We start from the raw sequence: 19,081 nt of genomic DNA, 5'->3' as shown, positions 1-19,081 counted from the left end.
GCGAAAAAATCCACCGCTTGGAAGTCCACCGCCATGCGTTCCCCCTTTCGCTTGACCATCCAACAATTCCTGGCGGTTGTCGCCGTCGTCGCCTTGTTCGTTTTCTGCCTGACGCATCCCACCCCCGCAGTCGCCTTTACATGTCAGGTAATTTGCTTCCTCCTGCTATGCGCCTCGATAGTCATCGCAATTGCCGCTCAGGGCGCAGCGCGCGTCGCGGCGGCGACTTACTTCGCCATCTTCGCTCTGTATGTCGCGTGCAGCTATGGCGCGCTGGCCAGCTTTCGCGGAGAAAACTCACTCCCGTTTTTCCCCGAACCTTTGCTGCAAGCCTCCTACGACGCGATCTTTCAACCGCCCCCTCTCCCGTCTCGACAAATCCACATCGGCGATCCGTTCGGCAAACTCGACATCGTCTATGGAGGAGGCCAATCGATCGCACCTCCTTACCCACGAGAAGCGTTCTACACGATCGGCCATTTGTTCCTGCCTCTGCTGATTGCCGTCGCTGGCAGCTACGTCGCGTGTGGGATCTATCGAGCCGCGCGAGATGAAACCTAGGGCTGCATTAGCGCCGCCCCGTAAGGGCTGAAGAAACGGACGACACCCACAGCGCCACCGTTTATACTGCTGGGTAACAACCCCACCGCCGCTCCTCCCCGCAGCCGACCGATCAAAATGTTACGAATCGCCACTTCCCTCGTTCTCTTACTTCTCACGGCCGCCATCGCCCAAGCCGCAGAGCCCGCGCCGTTTCACCCCAAGTTCTACGCCTTCGAGAACGGTCTCGGATTTGAGAACGAGCCGGAGACGTTAAAGCGCCTCGGCTATGACGGCGTCAGCCAGGTTTCGGCCACCGGCGAAAAGCTGGCCGAGCAGATCGCCGTTTATGACAAAGTGGGGCTCAAGGTTCTGAGCGTCTATCTGAATGTCGACAACGGCCCGATTGCCGCCGAGGCGGTTCGGCCGCTTGCCGATCGCGGGGCGCTGATTGAATTGACCGTCCGCAAGTTGACGCCGGAGTCGATCGCCGCCGTGCGGGCAACGGCCGAGATGGCGAGCAAGCTCAACATCCGCGTCGCCCTTTATCCGCATCATGGCAACGATATCGCCACGATTCCGCAGGCGCTCGATCTGATTAAGGAGGTAAACCACCCGAACCTCGGCGTGATGTTCAATCTCTGCCATTTTCTGAAGAACGAAGATCCGAAAGACCTGGCGAACGTCCTCCATCAAGCCGCTCCGCATCTCTTCGCCGTCAGCACCGCCGGCGCCAAGCGCGACGGCACAAATTGGCACGAACTGATCCAGCCGCTCGACCAAGGCGACTTCCCCCAAAAGCGTCTCTTCCTGAAGTTGAAGAACCTGCGCTTCGACGGTCCCGTCTCGCTGCAATGCTACGGCGTCCCCGGCGACAAGCAAAAGAATCTCCAGCGCTCGATCATCGCGTGGCGGAAAACTCTTGCCGACGTGTCGCGCAGCGAAGTCCAGGCTATCCCCGATTCCTCGGCCAAACGCCCCAACGTCCTCTTCATCGCCGTTGACGACTTCCGCGTGCAGCTTGGCTGCTACGGCGATCCGGTCGTGCAGACGCCGAACATCGATCGACTCGCCAGTCGAAGCATGCTCTTCGAGCGGGCCTACTGCCAACAGGCCCTCTGCAATCCTTCGCGCACGTCGATCATGACGGGGCGTTATCCTGATTCGCTAGGCGTGTGGGATTTGCCGACGCACTTTCGCGAGATCGAACCGAATCTTGTCACGCTGCCGGAGCATTTCAAGCGGCAAGGTTATTTCACCCGCGACATCGGCAAGATCTATCACAACTACCGGCAGAAGATCGATAACGATCCGCAGTCGTGGTTAACGCCGTCGATGTACGACATCGGCGCCCATTCGCAAGACTGGTATGTCGCAGGCAAACCGTTTGAACTCCACAAGGTTCCCAAAGGCCCTTCGTTTCAACGGGTCGATGTGCCGGACGAGGCCTATCTCGACGGGCGGATCGCCGCCGAAGCGGTCAAAGAACTGAAGCGGCAAGCTGATTTGCAGCAACCGTTTTTTCTGGCGGTCGGCTTCTGGAAACCGCATCTCCCTTTCAACGCGCCCAAAAAGTATTGGGACCAGTACGATCCCGAAGTGATCGCGTCGCATCTCCCACCGCAACCAATCGGCGACGCCCCCGAGATCGCCCGGCATGACAATCGCGAATTACGCGGCTACACCGACCTTCCGAAGCAGGGAGAAATTCCGGCCGACGCGAATCTGCGACTGCACCACGGCTATTACGCCGCCATCAGCTTCGTCGACGCCCAGATCGGCAAAGTGCTCGACGCGCTGGAAGCGGCCGGCCTCGCCGACAACACGATCGTCGTCCTCTGGTCCGATCATGGTTTTCAGCTCGGCGAACATCACCTCTGGTGCAAGACGACCAACTTTGACCTCGACGCGCATGTCCCCCTGCTGATCGCCGACCCGCGCAGCAAGTCCCCCCAACAAAGAACCACGTCGCTGGTCGAGCTGGTCGATCTCTACCCGACGCTCGTCGATCTGGCCGGTCTTCCTCCGGTCGATAAACTCGACGGCCAAAGCCTCCGCCCAATCCTGCAAGATCCGAGCGCCGCCATCCGCCAATCGGCCCTGACGCAACACCCGCGGCCAGCCTATTACCAAGGGAAACCGAAGGTGATGGGCTATTCGATCCGCACCGACCAGTATCGCTACACCGAATGGCGAGATTTTGAGAGCGGCGAAGTGGAAGCGGTGGAACTCTACGACCACCAAAACGATCCGGGCGAGATTCGTAATCTGGCTGGTGAGGAATCGCACCAGAAAGGAATTGCCGAACTAGCCAAGTCGCTCGCGATGCGAATCTCCCACACGAAGCCGTAGTGCTTTAGGTACTCGAATGAAACAACATATGCTTGACGAAGTATTGACGATCATACCCATCCCAGAGTTTCCGATTGATGTTGATGAGAACGCAATGAAGGCAACTCAGTTGGAATTGGGAGTTGAACTGCCTTCAGATTTCCTAGCGTACGCTCGAGTATTTGGCTCCGGAACAATTGTCATCGATGAAACATACGACTTCGAGATCTACAGCCCAGGCCGATCAACGTTCATCGACTTCGTCAGAAAATTCACGGATCGCCAAAATCAATATCGGCGAGCGACTGGAAACGTAAACATGCCCTTTGGACTCTTTCCTGAACCGGAAGGGTTACTGCCATTCGGCCATCGAGATGACATGTACTTCGCGTGGAAGACGAAAGGCGATCCGAGCGAGTGGACGATTGTTGTGATTTGGCAATTTGAGCCCGGGGGCTACCAGGATTTTGCAATCGGTTTCTGCGAATTCCTATCAGGGATTCTTCGACAAAAACTGCGTCTCGCTCCGTTTAAGACCATCTGGGACGATGGAGCGGAGATCCAATTCGAACCTGAAGTTTACGGCGGCTAGAGTCGTATTGAAACGACGTCCCCCCAATTCAAGACCTGAACTCCATCAACAGCGGCACGTCAGGCCAAGGCCAGACCTACGCGCCAGAACTGTCGGTCTCGCCAAAGAAGTCCTCTTTCACAGCGTATTCCAACGCTCCGTCGTCTGACCGCTTCAAGAGTACGCCCGCTTTCGAGAGCTCAATTAAATATCGGTACGCACTTGGACGACTGGCGGCCGGGCGGCTCCACGATTTCAGCATGTTGTCAGCGTTTACAACCGACTCCGGCTCGATCCAATCCATCGCGTTTACGAAGCTGGCCCGATGACGGTTGAAGGAACGGTCGACGCTTTCCAGCCACTGGCCATAGCGCCCCCTTACTTGCTCCAGATCGATCTTCGCATTTCCCATACTTCTGGCTCGGCTCTGGCTACTTCATCGTCGCAAACAGGTTCAAATCGGCGACGCGTCGTTGCTCATTCGAGGACGCCCATTCGAGGCCATCTTTGTCTATTGACAAAGCGCACGCAATCGTGGTCGAGTGCAGGGTGGTCCGTCGTAGGGTGCGTCTGGACGCACCAGGAAGTGCCGAATGACGTTGAACCAGCGTCGCGTGGTAACGCAATTGCACCGCGCAGAGTTGCGTTGCCACGCGAGGAGCGAAACCAGCGATGCGGCGCAGGTTCTCGGTGCGTCCAGACGCACCCTACCCGGAAAAAAAATGCGCGGTCCAGTCCACTGTTGGTACGGGCGCGAATGAATCGCGAGGAGCTCGTTTGGCGCAGGCCCCAAGAAAAAACGTTTCAGTCCAGTCCACTGCTGGTTCGGATACAAATGAATTTCGGCGGTCCAGTCCGATTCCACCAGAATAAAAACGCGTCAGCGGTCCAGTCCGGCGGTTCGAACGGGACTACGACTTACCCAAATTGCCGTTCGGGGCGACTGGGGAAGTCGAATCAAAAAAAAGTTGTGGTCGAGTCCACTGTTGGTGCGGGCGCGAATGAATGGCGACGCTTCTGTCGGCCGATTCGCGATGCAAAAAAAGAGGCGTCAGCGGTCCATAGCATTGAACTTGGTTGATGCGTGGCGATCCGGATGGCGCTGCATCTTGTCGCTACGCGACCCAACCAGTCTCAGAAGACTGGTCGGGCCACCCGGAGAGAAAAAAATCGGTGAGCGGTCCAGTCCACGATTTCGTCATCCGCTCCTTCGACATTCGTCATTTACGCCGTTCCGGCGTTGGCGATTTCGTTGGCAATTTGATGAACGTCCAGTTCGCCGGTCAGAGGCACAATGCGGCATTCGCTCAGACTGCGGAACCACGTGCATTGGCGTTTGGCGAATTGGCGCGTGCGAGTCTTCACCTTTTCGGTCGCTGCGGCGAGCGAGCATTTGCCTTCGAGGTGATCGATCACTTCGCGATAGCCGACTGCCTGAAGGGCGGTGTCGCTGAGTGGAGCGCCCCAGTGCATCAATTTTTCGACTTCGGCGACCAGTCCGGCGGCGAACATTTGATCGACGCGGCGGTTGATCCGGTCATGCAGTTCGGCCCGCGGCCAGTCGAGGGCGAAGACGCGGCAGTCATCGGCGTCGCGACCTTCGTCAAAGTCGTTTTGCAAATGACTGATCGGCTGACCGGTCGACTTGTAGACTTCGAGCGCCCGGATCATCCGGCGGACGTCATTCGGATTGATCCGCGCGGCGGAGAGCGGATCGACTTGCTTGAGACGGCGATGGAGCGCTTCGGCGCCAACGGCGGCGACTTCCTCTTCGACCATCCGGCGGAACTCCGGATCCGGAGCCGGACCGGAAGTGAGCCCGCGGAGGAGCCCCTTTAAATAAAGAGGCGTGCCGCCGACGAAGAGGGCCTGCTTGCCGCGGCCGCGGATGTCGCGGACGGCGGCGGCGGCCAGTTCCAGGTAGTTAGCGACGCTCGAGTCTTCGGTCGGATCGAGGACGTCGATCAGGTGATGGGGTACCTGGGCCTGTTCGGCGGGGCTCGGTTTGGCGGTCCCGATATCCATGCCGCGAAAGAGGGCCATCGAGTCGAGGGAGAGGATTTCGGCGTCGATTTGCCGGGCCAATTGCAGGCCGATCGCCGATTTTCCGCCGGCCGTAGGACCGGTCAGAAACCAACAATCGAGAAAATCGACCTCTTCGGAAGCGTTCATCAGCGGGGGTAACAGCGTAAATTTCAAGAAGATTCGGCGGTTCGCGGGTAGCGCGGCGGCGGCGGCAATTTCGCAAAGGGCCCTTCCGAGCTAGAATAGGTCCTTTGCCGACCCGTTCCCCTCCCTAGTAGTGAAGTCGCCGTGGCGCCCAACGAATCCCACATTCTCGCTCAATTGATGGCGGTGATCGAGGACCGTAAGGCCAATCCGCCCGAAAAATCGTATACGACCAAGCTGTTTACCGGCGGAGTCGAAAAAATCGGCGGCAAAATCATGGAAGAAGCGGCCGAGACGGTCGAAGCGGCCGGCGAACCTGGGGATGAAGGGAAAGCTCACTTGATCTACGAAGCAGGCGATTTGATTTATCACCTCTTCGTCCTGTTGTGCCACAAAGAGATTACGCTCGCCGAAGTCGAGCAAGAATTGGCCCGACGATTCGGCGTCTCGGGCATCGACGAAAAAGCGTCGCGCAAGACTGATAACTAACCGCGGCTGACCGCCACCATTGATTGATTCGTCCCATGGAAAACCTCCGCATCGGCGTCCCCAGCAAAGGACGTCTGGCTGAACTGGCCACTGACCTTTTGAAAGACGCCGGGCTCAGCTTCCGTCGCCAGGATCGCAGCTTGTTCGCCCTGGTCAAAGACGCTCCGGTCGAAGTCACTTTCCTGCGGACCGACGACATCCCGGTGCTCTGCGCCGAAGGGGCGATCGACATGGGAATCACCGGCAGCGACCTGGTCGCCGAAGCCGGAGTCGACGTCGTCGAACGCTTGGCGCTGGGCGTCGGCAATTGCCGCCTGGCCGTTTGCGTGCCGGAAGATAGCGGAATTCACGCCGCCGCCGACCTGGATGGCGCTCGGATCGCGACCAGCTTTCCGCACGTTACCGAGAAGTACCTGGCCGAACATGGGGCGAAGGCTCATATGGTGACGTTGTCAGGCAGCGTCGAAGTGATGATCTCGCTCGGCGTCGCCGACGCGATCGTCGACCTGGTCGAGACCGGCAGCACGCTGGCCGCCAACCGCTTGCGAATCTTGGACGAGATCGGCCGCTACGAAACGATCCTGATTCAGAACCACAACCCACGTCACGAAGAGATGGCCAATCGGGTCGTCCGCCGGTTGGAAGGGGTCGTGATCGCGCGGAGCTACTCGCTGCTCGAATACAACATCCCCCGCGTGAAGTTGGCCGAAGCGGAAGCGATTACGCCGGGCTTCAACTCGCCGACGGTCAACGCCCTGGAAGATCCCGATTGGTGCGCCGTCCGGGTGATGGTTCGCCGCAAGGAAGTGATTCCGGCGATGGAACGGTTGGAAGTGATCGGCGCGTCGGCGATTCTGGAAACGCAGATCGCCAACTGCCGCTTGTAAACAAAGCGCATAAAAGAAGCGAGCCGCTCTGAAGGCGACTCGCTTTTTGGAATCTAATCAACGTTTGGGCGGCTAGTGAGCCACCATCGCGGTTTTCGCCGTCGTCGTATTTCCGGTGACCGCAGCCGAGGCGCTCGACGGCCCGGCGTCGTTCAGGACGTTGATCACGTCCTGCTTGGTGATCACGTCGCTCAGCACATAGACTTCGCCGGGACGATTGGCCGGAAAGACGGCGAACATCGGAATCGAGTTGTAACCCAATCCGTTCAAGAGCGCCTTGAGCGGCGGATCTTCGTTCGTGTAGTCAATGATCTTCGGCACGATGTTGTTCTGCGAGACGACCGCAGCGACTTCCTGCGTATCGATCGCCGACGCGAAGTTGTACTTGCAGTTCGGGCACCACGTGGCGGTGAAGTCGACCATCACCGTCTGACCCGACTTTTGCAGCGACAACAGATCGTCTTCGATCGTGGCGAACTCCGACTCGGCGACGTACTGCCAGGCGATCTTCGTTTCTCCCTTCACCAGCAGATAGAACGAACCGTAAGCGCCGAACACCGCGATCGCGAGTGCAGCTCCCCAGTACTTCATCGACGTGCCGAATTCCGAGCCCGGCGGAGTCAGTCCCAGCAGCCAACAACCGACGCCTAAAAAGACGAGTAGCGCCAAGGTCGGCAACATCAGGTCCTTTTCGACGATGGTCAACATGTAGACGACCGTTCCCAACAGCACGAAGCCCATCAGGTTCTTGAACGTTTCCATCCAGGCGCCTGGCTTCGGCAGGAAGCGAATCATCGACGGGAAAGCGGCGATGACCAAATAAGGGGAAGCCATACCAAGCCCGATGCAGGTAAACACCAGGAAGGTGACGTACGGCTCACTCGCCAAGGTGAAACCAAACACTGGCCCCAGGAATGGTCCGCTACAAGGAGTCGCCAAGAGCGTGGTGAAGATCCCTTTGAAGAAGGCGCCGCTGTACCCTTCGCGCGAGGTCAACTCGCCCGCGGTCGAGCCGCCGACGAAACCAGGAATCTGCAATTCCCAAACGCCCAGAAAGCTGAGCGCCATCACAAAGACCAGGCTCAGCAGCGGAATCGAGAACCAAGGATTACCGAATTGCGATCCCCAACCTTGCGCCGTCGCGTCTCCGCCAGCCGATTGACCAAGGACATGCGCCCCGATCGCCAACATGGCCAAAGCCCAGAAGACCGAGAGCAAGCCAAGCGTATAGACGACGTTCAAGCCAAGGACGCGAGCCCGATGTTCGCCCCCTTGGTGAGCAAAGGCCATGATCTTCAGCCCGACGACCGGCAGCACGCACGGCATGAAGTTCAGCAGCCCGCCGCCGACGAGGGCCAAAAACATCGCCATGTAGATGCTGGTGATCTTTTCGGAGTTCACGACTTGCCATCGTCCAGAACCGCCAACGGCGCCTTCGCGGGTGGGCGCTTGCGGCGACGACACGACCGAAACGATCTCACCGCCGGCGGCAGCTTCCGCCGCGGCGTTGTAAGGCGCTTCGCTAAACGCCAACGGCGTCTTGCCGGCGTCGGTCGCAGCGCCGACTTTCGCGAGCGCCTCGAACTTCACGCCGTGCGGACGATCGCAGGTCGCTTCGGTGCAGGTTTGATAGCCGATGTAGCCGACGATTGGATAGTCGCCGGGGGGCGCGTCTTTCGGAACGAGAACGTCGAACGTCCAGGTCGTGTTGCCAACGTGATACTTCAGCGGAGCTTCGCCGGGGATCAGCTCTTTGACGACGACCGGGTTCTCGGTCGTCGGCGCGGTCATCTTCCACGGGGTCTCTTTGCCGAGCCCCATGATCGTCGGCTTGTAGATCAGCGGATCTTCGGTGTCGTACGCGTAGACGTGATAGTCGTCGGTGACGTTCACGATCAGCGTCACGCGAACGGTGTCGCCAGGCTGGACGGTCGTCGGCGAAATGAAACCAGAGATGATCGAATGCCCACCCGGCGTTTCGTAGTCGCCGACCTTGCCGGTGATCTTGTAGGCCGCCATCGTGGTCGTCGGCGCTGGAGCCGGAGTCGCCCCTTTGCCGAAATCGGCCGGCACGTCAATCGCCGCTTCGCCGGCGTAGGCCGCCGTCAGTTTTGCACGTTGCGGAACGCACGTACCCGAATCGGAGCAAGTCTGTCCCGAGTATTGCAGGTCGAGAACGAGCGACTGCGGATCAACCCCGTCGGCGTACGCGAACGGCGCCTTCCAGGTGACCGAGTGATAATGCTTCTCTTGCGGCACCGGCATAATGTCGTCCGGCGGCACGATCTTCGGCTTTTGATCGGTGGCGAACTTGCCGATCGTCAGGACCGCCTCATTCGGCGTGAGCGTCAGCTTCGACGGCAACGGACCGCCCGGCTTTTGCGTGATCGAGTAGAGGTACCAACCATCGTCGACGGCGGCGGTCACTTCGATCAGACCGAAATGCTTGGCCGGATCGACGACGAACTTGCCGGTCACCTTCAGGTTCGGATCATTGCTGGCGAAACCGTTGTCGAGACCTTCCAGTCCGGCGAACGGATCAAAGCCTTGCGCATGAACGCTGGAGTTAAGAGGGAGCGAAACGAGGGCCGTCCACAGCAACAGCGTGACGATACTCGACAGTCGCGATACAAGCTTCGAAGTCATGCGATCGTGAAACTCGAAGTGAGTGAAAGGGTATGCAGGATTCAGCGTGAAATGTCGGCAGCAGGCGGGATCGGTCGCACTAGCGAAGTGCGATCGCCTTCATTCTACCGTTTATCGTTTCATTTGAGCCACCGCGAGTCAGTGAGACAAACGACACTTACGACGCTAGCGGCTGTTATGCTCCCCCCTATTTCAATAGAAACTGCAAGCGGCGTAAAGAGATATCTAAACGGCCCAGAACCGCTTCGGGTTGCGGGAAATTCCGCCTTTCGACGGCAATCCACTCGATCCACTGCAACCCAGTTAGCAGCACCGACGAGCGATCGAACACGAAGATGGCCCGGCGTTCGGCGGCGGAAAGGGGCCGATGACGCTCATATCGCGTCAGAAAATCATCCCAGCGATTGCGGTCATCCTCAAACAAAGAGCCGCAAAGACGCGCCAAATCGCCGGCGCATGACTCCATCCGAACAGCGCCAAAATCGATCACGCCGGTCACCAAAGCGCCTGTCAGAAAAATATGATCTCTATGAATATCACGTAGACAAGCATGCAGCGGTAACGGAGTCTGCAGCATGGAACGAAGTTCGTCGCGGATCGTGGGAGCAAGATAGGGAAACATCTGCAACGTCGCGCTCCCCCTCGCCGCGAAGTCAGGCCAATTCAATCGCTCGATTTCGTCTTGGACTTGCGCTAAATCGGTCGTCTGCCATCGCTCGAGCATCGAGAGTCGTTGGCGGAGCCCTGGAGACGGCTCGGATGAAGCGTCAGGTCGGGCTGCTGCGTGATGAATCGCGGCCAGCGCAGCCGCTACACCATCCAATTGCGGGGGCGAAATTGAACTTGGATCTAAGGAACTACCAGGCATCCACTCGGCTAATTCCCAGTAGCCGAATGAGTTATCCGTGAACGATCCCCCCTCCTTTGTCGCAAATAGATAGGGAATGAACTTTAGATTCGCCTCGCGCCACTGACGTTGTAGCGAGTGGACGAAGCTCAAGCGGGACGCGGTCGTCTCGCTGGGCCAGAGCCGCAGCGCATACCTTTGGCCATCGGTCTCGACGCGCCAAATCGCGCCGCCGCTTAACCCGCCGGCCGATCCGAGCGGCGTAATCTGCAAAGGCCGACTTCCGATTTCGGAAAACCGCGAAAGCGACATTTTCGCCGCAAGATCGAGGTCGGTATTTGCAACATTCTGCTGTTGATCAGGCTTGCCAAACATGGCGCTAACGAAAAAATTCCTCTAGGTGATCTAATTCCCCTGCGCGGAATTATGCACAAATTTTGTCACGAGATCGCCGGAAAACTTTTCCCAAAACTGCCCATGTGAGAAAATGGGGTATATTTTAGGACCCTTACCCTCATGCGGCGGACACGCCTCCTCGCTTTACCTCCAGTCGCTTCGTCTGCCCCCAAAACACTAGCTCCCCCGCATTAAGAGAAACTGATAATGAAACTGTCGACCCTGTTGCGGTCCACTCTGGCGGTCTTGGTTGCCGCTGGGCTGACGTCCGTTATTTGCCCGCCGTCGGCGTTCGCTGATGATGCGGAAACGACGAAAGAAGCGCCTGCCGAAACCGCGAAAGCGAACGACAACGCCGACAAAGTCATGGCGACCACCGGCGGTTCTTCCGATGGCGGCGGCGGTGGTGGAAGCTCGGAAAGCATGCCCGAACATGCCCGCATTCTGAAGGACTTCAAAAAGGTCGACGGCCTGATCCCCATGTACCACAAGGGGAATCGCCTGTTTCTGGAACTTTCGCCGCAGCACTATAGCGGCGAGTATATCGTGCTGATCTCGATCAGCCGCGGTATCGGCCAATACCCGATCTACGGCGGATTCAGCTGGGGCTTCGGCGACGACTGGGTCTGGAAGTTCCGCAAGATCGACGACAACGTCCACATCATTCGCAAGAACGTCCGCTTCAAGGCTGACAGCAGCAAGCCGGAAGCGAAAGCGGTGCAGCATGCTTATAGCGACAGCGTCTTGTTCAGCCTGCCGGCCGACAAGAAAGGGCCCAACGGCGGCGACCTGATCGAAGTCACCCCGGTCTTCATGAGCGACCTGCCGATGATCTCGGACGCGTTGCCGGGCTCCTCCTTCTCGCCGAGCAAGTCGGTCTTCAGCGAAGTCAAAGGTTTCAGCAAGAACATCGAACTGGAAGTCGCCGCAACCTACTCGACCAGCGGCCGCATGAATCTGGACACCGTTCCGGACAGCCGCGGCGTTTCGATCGACATTCACTACTCGATCAGCAAGATTCCGTCGACCGGCTATCAGCCCCGCTTGGCTGATGACCGCGTCGGTTACTTCCTGACGGTCGTAAAGAACTTCTCGCAGTCGAAAGACGATCAGTTCGTTCGCTACATCAATCGCTGGGACCTGAAGAAAGCGGAACCGGGCGAAAAGATGTCGGAACCGGCTGAGCCGATCCTGTTCCACCTGGAAAACACCGTTCCTTACAAGTACCGCAAGCCGATCCGCGACGGCATCCTCGAATGGAACAAAGCGTTCGAGAAAGCCGGCTACATCGACGCGGTTCGCGTTCGCCAACAGGAAGACGACGACACGTGGGATCCGGAAGACGTGAACTACAACACGTTCCGCTGGATCACCTCGGACGCCGGCTTCGCGATGGGTCCGTCGCGCACCAACCCGTACAACGGGCAAATCCTGGACGCCGACATCATCTTCGACGCTTCGTTCCTCAACTCGTGGCAACAAACGTTTGAAGACATCAACCCGCAAGGGATCGCCGCTCTGACCGGCGGTTGGCCGGAACGTCAGGCCGAAATCGACAAGCTGACCGGCAACACCACCGGCTCGCGGATGCCGCACTCGGCCTGTATGCTTGGCCGCGGCATGACCAGCCAGATGGCGTTCGCCAACCTGATCGCCGCCGAAGGCGCCGCCGCCGTGGAAGATCGGGAAGCGGTTCGTGAAAAGCTGTTCATGCAAGGCTTGAAGGAAGTGACGATGCACGAAGTCGGGCACACGCTCGGTCTGCGTCACAACTTCAAGGCGAGCAAGTTCCGCACGCTGGAAGAAATGAACGATACGAAGATCACAGCCGACGGCATGGTGTCGAGCGTGATGGACTACGTTCCCGCCAATATCTCGCCGAAGGGTGAGCAGCAAGGGGATTACTTCCCGCAGACGCTCGGCCCGTACGACATCTGGGCCATCCAGTACGGCTACACCCCGTACTCGGGCGGCACCGAAGGCGAAAAGAAGGAACTCGACAAGCTGGCGTCGCGTAGCGGCGAAGCGGGTCTGACCTTCGCGACCGACGAAGACACCACCAGCAGCGCCCCCGATCCGGATTCGAACCGGTTCGACTTCGGCGACGACGCGGTGAAGTTCGCCGAACGTCAGGCCAAAGTCGTGCACGAAGCGATGGACGACCTGGTCAATCGCGTCGTGAAAGAAGGGGACGACTACTCGAAGGCGCGTCGCGCGTTCAATGTCCTCCTCAGCACGCACGGCCAGGCGATGTTCTTCGTTTCCCGTTACGTCGGCGGTATCCATATCAGCCGTAGCCACAAGGGAGACAAAGACGCTCAGCCTCCGATGAAGGGGGTCGACGTCGAACAGCAACGAGCCGCGCTCAAACTGCTCGAAGAGCAAGTCTTCAGCGACAAGCCGTACGAAGTTGATCCGTCGATCTACAACCAGTTGGCTCCGTCCCACTGGGATCACTGGGGATCGTCGCCGAGCACGCGTCCTGACTTCCCGATCCACAGCTACATCGAAATGTGGCAGGATCGCGTCTTGTCGCAGCTCCTCTCGTCCGGCACCCTGACCCGAATGCACGATTCGGAACTGAAGGTCGGCGAAGACGAAGAAGCGATGACCACCGCCGAGTTGATCGATCGTCTGACCAAAGTCGTTTACAGCGAATTGGACGGCATCAAGAAGGGTGACGCCGAGTTTACCAACAGCGATCCGGCGATCAGCAGCCTCCGTCGCGGTTTGCAGCGGAACTACCTCCGCCGCTTGTCGAACATCGCCCTGGGCGACACCTACGCTCCGGACGATTGCCAGACGATCGCCTACGCTCAGCTGACCGACCTGTCGAAGAAGATCGACGCCACCTTGAAGAAGAAGGTGAAACTCGATCCTTACTCGCAGGCTCACCTGGTCGAAACCAAGGCTCGCATCGACAAGGTGCTCGACTCGCAACTGATCTTCGCCAGCCCGTAAGGCGCGGCGGAAAGCTTGAAACGCTGAAGCCCTCTCCCAACCGGGAGAGGGCTTTTTTTGTGCGCATAGGCGCCACACTAGCCCGCAGCGCAAGCGAGGGAATGCGGCTGCAAGTCTAGGGAAAGCGTTAATGCCGGCAACCCAAAGCCATTTCCATGCGTTTCCTCAGAAGCCGACCGCATTCCCTCGCTTGCGCTGCGGGCTAGTGTCGGACGCGATTCCCCCTTCCGCCCATCGCTTCCCTCGCGGCGATCCGCTATCCTAAACCACTAGAGGATCACGCCACCTTCGGCTGCGCAGGAGAGAATTCGATGAAGATGATCATCGCGGTAATTCAGCCCAACAAACTCGAGTCGTTGCGTGACGCGTTGAAGGAGATTGCGGTGGAACGATTCACCGTCACTGACGCCGAAGGATATGGGCGGCAGCGCGGTCACTCGGCCACTTTTCGCGGCGTCGAGTACCAAACGAACCTCCTCCGCAAAGTTTCCATCGAACTGGTCGTCAATGACGACTTCCTGGAGCGAGCTCTCACGACGATCGAAAACGTCGCCCGGACAGGGCAAGAGGGATGCATCGGCGACGGAAAAATCTTCGTCCTGCCGGTCGAACAAACCATTCAAATCGGAGGGGTCGCCCGCGGACCAGCGGCGGTCTAACGAACCATGAAGATCGTCTATTTTACGCGAGACCTGCTCTTCCCCAGCAAAGCGCAACATGCGGCTCGGATGGGCGGCGTCACCTTGCAACTGGTCGGTTCGCCGCAGCAGTGCGCCGATGCGGTCGATGACGATACGCATCGCGTTGTGGTTGACCTCGGTTCAACCAGCGAACCGTTGGCCGATCTGGCCGCCGCACTCCTGGCGAAAAAGCCGGAGCTTGATCTGATCGCCTATGGCCCGCACGTTCAGACCGATCGTCTCGCCGACGCCAAATCGGCCGGCTTCCGCACGATGAGCAACGGCCAAGTCCACAGCGGAATGAACGTCGTCTTCGGCGAGTAGGGAAGGAAGCGGAGAGATTCGTCATCTTCTCCGCTTTCCGCTTTTCTTTTAGTCTCTCGGCGGCGGCGGAGTCGTTTCGATATTCCCCGGCTCTTCCGATTTCTCCCCTTCCTCCGATCCGAAGGATGGCGGCGGGAAGCGGACTTCGTCTTCCAGGGTCACTTCATCGAGCTCCGCTTGATCGACGTCATATCGCAACAGCAGATAGACAGCCGTCGCCGAGATGAAGAAGAAGCCGTAGACGTAGCCGTCGATGATACGTACGACCAGTCCGCGCCAGAAGTGAATGATCTTGGCGCCTTGCGTTAGCTCCGGCCCAGAGACCGGGATGCCGACGCCGGGCGAACTGTAGCGGAAGATTGGCGAATCTTCGACGGCGACCTGAATTTCGGCGAGGCGTTCTTCCCCAGCGCCGATGGCGAACGCCCAGTCGGTCATGCCGAGTGAGACGATCACCACGACCGATGCGACGAACAACCCAAGAGCTCCCACGGCAAGCGAAATGGCCGAATAGAAAGCGAAGTTCAACGGGCGTTGCGTCACGTAGGCGTACGAACGACTCAGCGCGTCAAACGCGTCGGAAGCTTCGGTCGAAATCGCTCCCCACATCAACGGCCAGCCGAATAGAAGCGGAATCAACAGGGCGGCGGTCATGACGCCGAAGATCGCGGCGATGAAGTAAAGAACGCCCGAGATCAACAGTCCGGCTTCGCCGAAATAGGCAAGCAGCCCGAGCAACATCGAAGGGATCGCAAACGCCAGCACGCCCAGCATCGGGAACAGAGGCGCCGTGAAGAACGACAAGAATCGGGAGAGCCCGAACTTGAGCGCCGCTTTCAGTCCACACCGTTCGTCGCGAGTTAACGCTAATGCCGCAATACGGCAGATCGCTCCGCCGAAAATCGACCAGACCGCCGTCGCCCAGAGCGCGCAAAACGCCCGGTAGGCCGTCGTCCGAACCGAATTGTGAACCGAGAAAAAGGTGCGATAGGGGCGCGTCGCGTGCACCCAAACTTCCTGGATTGGATCAGCCAGCATCAGGATCGTGCCAAGGCTTCCCTCCGCCGCTTTTTCGACGGAGCGGCTCGCGACAATCGGAGGATGAATCACATTGCTGCGCGGACGTTCTTCCGGCGAGAGAAAAACTTGGCTCGCTCCCCACCAGCCGAGGTCGACCAGGATTACTCCGGCGATCGCCAGCAACAGGATGCGCAGTTGGAACGAAATGCCAAAGGTGCGGAAAATCAGTACCCAGGGAAAGACGTCGCGCCAGGAAATAGCACGGAGCACGTCACGGTCTTCAGTCATTCGAGATCTCCTCACGCGTCGGGGGTGCAACCGAGCGTGGGGGCATTATAGAACCGACGCGCCGAGCGTAAAACGTCACTCAGCCTCGTCTTCCGGAATTTCTCCCGCGAGCTGGCCGATTCGTTTCTCAATATCGACCGGCATCGAATACGACTCGCCGAGCCACGCGCCGAGATCGATCTGGCGACAACGTTCGCTGCAGAACGGCATCGACTTGGTTGGTTCTTTGAACTCTTTTTCGCAAGTTGGGCATTTCATGTTTTCTATTTTAGCGGGAAACCGTCAGGCGGCGTAGGGGCAAACGCCGCTGGCAACAGACGTGGACTGACGCTCGACATTTCTCTTCTCGCGCTGACCTACATTGGCCATCGATCCAATTCCTGCAGTGGCGAATTGGCGCCGCAATTTCACTGTTCCCATCGCGGCGCTAGCGGTCCGCCTTCTCCCTCTCCATTTGCTCGCTCACTCCCCTTCCCCACCTACTGGTGAAGAGCCCTTTCGGGCGAGCCCAACAGGCAATCGGCAAAGCTGCGGGCATCCACACTTGCATGAATCGGGAAAATTGCCGATAGTTTACATGACAACAATTTTCTCGTGATGCAAATTTCAGCCTGAGAAGCCGAATGTGCCCGCTGTCGCCGGACCGTTTCGGTATAGATCCGAATTGCCGACATCGAAGGAGACGAGTCGCATGCCTGCACCCCAGTTGGGACACCTGGATCGCCGCACATTTAACGCCGGTCTACTCGCCGGAGGAACTGCCCTGACGATGGAAGGAATTCGCGCGACCGAGGCGTTAGCGGAACCTGTTTCTCCGGAAACGCGGATGCCGGCAATCTTCATCGCTCATGGCTCGCCGGAGCTGGCGATCGATCCGGTTCGTGGGGCTCCGTTCGTCCGCTGGGGCAAAGCGCTGCCGGCGCCAAAGGCGATTCTCGTCGTCTCCGCCCACTGGGAAAAGACGCGGCCGGTGATGCTGAGCTCCACCAACCCGCGCGAACTGGTTTACGACTTTGGGGGTTTTCCTCGCCCGCTGTATGAAGTTCGTTACGACGCCCCTGGCGCCAAGGACTTGGCGACGCGCATCGAATCGCTCCTTCCTCGTTCGTCGGTCGCCCGTTCCGAGCGTGGTCTGGACCATGGCGCCTGGACGCCGCTGGTGCACCTCTATCCCCAAGCCGACATCCCGGTGCTGCAAATCTCGATGCCCAGCGCCGAGGGAGCGCGCGGGCTATTCGAGTTCGGCCGAGCGTTGGCTCCGCTGCGGGACGAAGGAATCCTGATCGTCGGCAGCGGAAATATCACCCACCCGATGCTCGAACTCCGCAACGGACGCCCCCGCGAAACTCCTACCTGGGCCGGCGACTTCGACGCTTGGGCGGCGGCGGCCATTGCCGCAAAGAACTATGACGAACTGATCGACTACGCCGTCAAGGGACCGGAAGTCCGGCGGAACCATCCGACGCCTGATCACTTCCTGCCGCTGCTGGTCACCGCCGGCGTCGCCAGCGTCAAAGATGCGAAGCCGAAGTTTGTGCTCGAGGAGTTCGAATACAACCTCTTCAGCCGCCGCTCGATCGAATTCGTCTAAGCCCAGACGATCTCGGCAAACCAGACACTTGATGACAAAGAACGAAATGCGAAGCGAAGTCGATCAACAACGTGCGCCCCTGATGCTGGCGGTGATTTTGGGCGGCCTGTGCGCGATCGGCCCGTTGGCGATCGACATGTATATGCCAGGGTTTCCCCAGATGGCGGCTGAGTTTTCGGTCGATGCAGGGGCAATCCAATTCAGCCTGACGACGTTCTTTGCCGGCTTGATGTTCGGTCAACTGCTGTGCGGTCCCCTCTCCGACAAGTACGGCCGGAAGCCATTGATATTCGGCGGCCTTAGCTTATTCGTCTTGTCCGCCTTCGGTTGCGCTGCGGCGAGCGACGCGGCGACCCTCAATACGTTCCGCTTTTTTCAAGGGCTTGGCGGCTCGATCGGGATGGTCATGGCGTTCGCCGTGACGCGTGATCTTTATACCGGCCTGGCCGCAGCGCGGTTAATGTCGCTGACGGTCATGCTGGTCAGCGTCGCGCCGATCATCGCCCCGATGCTGGGAAGCATGGTGGTGAATTTCAGCTCGTGGCGGATCATTTTCTGCCTGCTCGGTTTGTTTGGCGGGGCCCTGATCGGCCTGACCGCGTGGAAACTTCCGGAAACGCATAATCCTGAGTTGCGCCGCAGCGGAAAGCTCTCGGACGGTCTCGTTCATTACGGGACGCTGCTCCGCAGTCGCCAGTTCCTGCCGTTGGTGTTGGCCTCCAGCGCCGTTCAAGGAGGAATGTTCGCTTACTTGTCAGCCTCCTCCTCGGTCTACATGACGACCCTCGGCCTCAGTCCGCTGCAATACAGCATGGCGTTTGGTCTGAATGCGTTTGGCCTGATGATCGCCGCCAAGTTTGCGCCAGACTTGATTCGTCGCTTCAACCCGCATCGCTTGCTGTGGACGATGCTGTTGATCGATCTGGTTGCCGGCCTCTTACTGACCATCCTCTCGCTCACCGGACAAACCTCCCTCGTGCCGGTCGCTGTGCTGTTGTTCACGATCGTGGCGGCCAATGGGGTGATCATGCCGCTGACCAGCATGATGGCGCTCGATTCGTTCGGTCACATTTCTGGGACCGCGGCGGCGCTGATGGGAGCGATGCGTTTCGCCGCTGGGGCCATCGCCAGCGGTGTGACGGCCGCATTTTCCGATGGAACGCCGCTATCGATGTCGATAGTGATGGCCGTTTGCAGCTTTTCGGCGATCGTGATCGCCGCGACCACGTTGCCGAAGCATGAAGAGGCGCCCGAAACGCCGACCATGGAACTGGCGAGCGAAGAGGCGGCGTAACAAAAGAAAAAGCCGTCGCCCACAAATGCGGCGACGGCCTCAAAGCG

Annotated in this window: 16 protein-coding genes; 10 read left to right on the top strand and 6 right to left on the bottom strand. The window is 58.9% G+C overall.

Translation table 11 applies throughout. The features are described from left to right. Positions 1 to 33 precede the first annotated feature (33 nt). The 3 genes from LOC68_RS06975 (at position 34) to LOC68_RS06965 (ending at position 3,463) form a co-directional block, all read left to right on the top strand. The gene (locus tag LOC68_RS06975) at positions 34 to 561 is read left to right on the top strand and encodes a hypothetical protein (protein ID WP_230217120.1); all 528 of its coding nucleotides are present in this window, start codon (positions 34 to 36) and stop codon (positions 559 to 561) included. 117 nt (positions 562 to 678) lie between these two features. Further along, the gene (locus tag LOC68_RS06970) at positions 679 to 2,892 is read left to right on the top strand and encodes a sulfatase-like hydrolase/transferase (RefSeq protein ID WP_230217118.1); all 2,214 of its coding nucleotides are present in this window, start codon (positions 679 to 681) and stop codon (positions 2,890 to 2,892) included. Positions 2,893 to 2,920: 28 nt separating this feature from the next. After that, the gene (locus tag LOC68_RS06965) at positions 2,921 to 3,463 is read left to right on the top strand and encodes an SMI1/KNR4 family protein (protein ID WP_230217116.1); all 543 of its coding nucleotides are present in this window, start codon (positions 2,921 to 2,923) and stop codon (positions 3,461 to 3,463) included. Positions 3,464 to 3,539: 76 nt separating this feature from the next. Here the strand turns inward: LOC68_RS06965 and LOC68_RS06960 are convergent, their stop codons facing one another. Both LOC68_RS06960 and miaA read right to left on the bottom strand, forming a co-directional pair. Continuing rightward, the gene (locus LOC68_RS06960; protein ID WP_230217114.1) at positions 3,540 to 3,854 is read right to left on the bottom strand and encodes a hypothetical protein; all 315 of its coding nucleotides are present in this window, start codon (positions 3,852 to 3,854) and stop codon (positions 3,540 to 3,542) included. Positions 3,855 to 4,666: 812 nt separating this feature from the next. Beyond that, positions 4,667 to 5,641, bottom strand: coding sequence for a tRNA (adenosine(37)-N6)-dimethylallyltransferase MiaA (gene miaA, locus LOC68_RS06955; RefSeq protein WP_230217112.1), 975 nt, complete (start codon positions 5,639 to 5,641; stop codon positions 4,667 to 4,669). A 114-nt stretch (positions 5,642 to 5,755) separates the two neighbouring features. Here miaA and LOC68_RS06950 point away from each other — a divergent pair, with 114 nt between their 5' ends. Continuing rightward, entirely contained in the window at positions 5,756 to 6,100 is a 345-nt protein-coding gene (locus LOC68_RS06950) for a phosphoribosyl-ATP diphosphatase (RefSeq protein ID WP_315858835.1), read from the top strand. 35 nt (positions 6,101 to 6,135) lie between these two features. Then, a complete protein-coding gene (gene hisG / locus LOC68_RS06945) occupies positions 6,136 to 6,987 on the top strand; it encodes an ATP phosphoribosyltransferase (RefSeq protein WP_230217110.1) in 852 nt (283 codons plus the stop codon). 72 nt (positions 6,988 to 7,059) lie between these two features. Here hisG and LOC68_RS06940 read toward each other — a convergent pair whose 3' ends face one another. Together LOC68_RS06940 and LOC68_RS06935 are read right to left on the bottom strand one after the other, a co-directional pair. Next, positions 7,060 to 9,633, bottom strand: a complete 2,574-nt coding sequence (locus LOC68_RS06940; protein WP_230217108.1) for a cytochrome c biogenesis protein CcdA — start codon at positions 9,631 to 9,633, stop codon at positions 7,060 to 7,062. Between the two features lie 187 nt (positions 9,634 to 9,820). Then, positions 9,821 to 10,792: a phosphotransferase enzyme family protein gene (locus LOC68_RS06935; protein WP_230218466.1), complete on the bottom strand. Its 972-nt coding sequence runs from the start codon at positions 10,790 to 10,792 to the stop codon at positions 9,821 to 9,823. Between the two features lie 291 nt (positions 10,793 to 11,083). On the opposite strand from LOC68_RS06935, the gene LOC68_RS06930 reads away from it, so the two are divergent. The 3 genes from LOC68_RS06930 (at position 11,084) to LOC68_RS06920 (ending at position 14,841) form a co-directional block, all read left to right on the top strand. After that, the gene (locus tag LOC68_RS06930; protein WP_230217106.1) at positions 11,084 to 13,837 is read left to right on the top strand and encodes a zinc-dependent metalloprotease; all 2,754 of its coding nucleotides are present in this window, start codon (positions 11,084 to 11,086) and stop codon (positions 13,835 to 13,837) included. 311 nt (positions 13,838 to 14,148) lie between these two features. Beyond that, positions 14,149 to 14,496 carry a P-II family nitrogen regulator gene (locus LOC68_RS06925; protein WP_230217104.1) on the top strand — a complete coding sequence of 116 codons (348 nt, stop codon included), beginning with the start codon at positions 14,149 to 14,151 and terminating at the stop codon, positions 14,494 to 14,496. A 6-nt stretch (positions 14,497 to 14,502) separates the two neighbouring features. After that, positions 14,503 to 14,841 (top strand): hypothetical protein, encoded by a 339-nt coding sequence (locus LOC68_RS06920; RefSeq protein WP_230217102.1) that lies wholly within the window; start codon positions 14,503 to 14,505, stop codon positions 14,839 to 14,841. A gap of 48 nt (positions 14,842 to 14,889) precedes the next feature. Here the strand turns inward: LOC68_RS06920 and LOC68_RS06915 are convergent, their stop codons facing one another. Both LOC68_RS06915 and yacG read right to left on the bottom strand, forming a co-directional pair. Continuing rightward, on the bottom strand, positions 14,890 to 16,149 hold the full coding sequence (locus LOC68_RS06915) for a hypothetical protein (RefSeq protein WP_230217100.1): 1,260 nt from the start codon (positions 16,147 to 16,149) through the stop codon (positions 14,890 to 14,892). 75 nt (positions 16,150 to 16,224) lie between these two features. Then, positions 16,225 to 16,407: a DNA gyrase inhibitor YacG gene (gene yacG / locus LOC68_RS06910; RefSeq protein ID WP_230217098.1), complete on the bottom strand. Its 183-nt coding sequence runs from the start codon at positions 16,405 to 16,407 to the stop codon at positions 16,225 to 16,227. A 433-nt stretch (positions 16,408 to 16,840) separates the two neighbouring features. Between yacG and LOC68_RS06905 the strand changes: the two genes are divergently transcribed. Beyond that, complete coding sequence (locus LOC68_RS06905; protein WP_230217085.1) at positions 16,841 to 17,740, top strand: DODA-type extradiol aromatic ring-opening family dioxygenase; 900 nt, start codon at positions 16,841 to 16,843, stop codon at positions 17,738 to 17,740. Between the two features lie 31 nt (positions 17,741 to 17,771). Further along, positions 17,772 to 19,034, top strand: coding sequence for a multidrug effflux MFS transporter (locus tag LOC68_RS06900; protein WP_230217083.1), 1,263 nt, complete (start codon positions 17,772 to 17,774; stop codon positions 19,032 to 19,034). The last annotated feature ends 47 nt before the right edge of the window (positions 19,035 to 19,081 follow it).

It is taken from the genome of Blastopirellula sediminis (assembly GCF_020966755.1).
Lineage (GTDB): Bacteria > Planctomycetota > Planctomycetia > Pirellulales > Pirellulaceae > Blastopirellula > Blastopirellula sediminis.
This window is presented reverse-complemented; position numbering and strand designations above follow the sequence as displayed.

Excerpts from the sequence above, each read along its gene's own strand:
- LOC68_RS06965 (WP_230217116.1), top strand. The coding sequence starts at position 2,921 with ATGCTTGACGAAGTATTGACGATCATACCCATCCCAGAGTTTCCGATT.
- hisG (WP_230217110.1), top strand. The coding sequence starts at position 6,136 with ATGGAAAACCTCCGCATCGGCGTCCCCAGCAAAGGACGTCTGGCTGAA.
- LOC68_RS06905 (WP_230217085.1), top strand. The coding sequence starts at position 16,841 with ATGCCTGCACCCCAGTTGGGACACCTGGATCGCCGCACATTTAACGCC.
- LOC68_RS06960 (WP_230217114.1), bottom strand. The coding sequence starts at position 3,854 with ATGGGAAATGCGAAGATCGATCTGGAGCAAGTAAGGGGGCGCTATGGC.
- LOC68_RS06915 (WP_230217100.1), bottom strand. The coding sequence starts at position 16,149 with ATGACTGAAGACCGTGACGTGCTCCGTGCTATTTCCTGGCGCGACGTC.
- LOC68_RS06920 (WP_230217102.1), top strand. The coding sequence starts at position 14,503 with ATGAAGATCGTCTATTTTACGCGAGACCTGCTCTTCCCCAGCAAAGCG.
- LOC68_RS06975 (WP_230217120.1), top strand. The coding sequence starts at position 34 with ATGCGTTCCCCCTTTCGCTTGACCATCCAACAATTCCTGGCGGTTGTC.
- LOC68_RS06925 (WP_230217104.1), top strand. The coding sequence starts at position 14,149 with ATGAAGATGATCATCGCGGTAATTCAGCCCAACAAACTCGAGTCGTTG.
- LOC68_RS06900 (WP_230217083.1), top strand. The coding sequence starts at position 17,772 with ATGACAAAGAACGAAATGCGAAGCGAAGTCGATCAACAACGTGCGCCC.
- LOC68_RS06935 (WP_230218466.1), bottom strand. The coding sequence starts at position 10,792 with ATGTCGCTTTCGCGGTTTTCCGAAATCGGAAGTCGGCCTTTGCAGATT.
- LOC68_RS06930 (WP_230217106.1), top strand. The coding sequence starts at position 11,084 with ATGAAACTGTCGACCCTGTTGCGGTCCACTCTGGCGGTCTTGGTTGCC.
- LOC68_RS06940 (WP_230217108.1), bottom strand. The coding sequence starts at position 9,633 with ATGACTTCGAAGCTTGTATCGCGACTGTCGAGTATCGTCACGCTGTTG.
- LOC68_RS06970 (WP_230217118.1), top strand. The coding sequence starts at position 679 with ATGTTACGAATCGCCACTTCCCTCGTTCTCTTACTTCTCACGGCCGCC.
- yacG (WP_230217098.1), bottom strand. The coding sequence starts at position 16,407 with ATGAAATGCCCAACTTGCGAAAAAGAGTTCAAAGAACCAACCAAGTCG.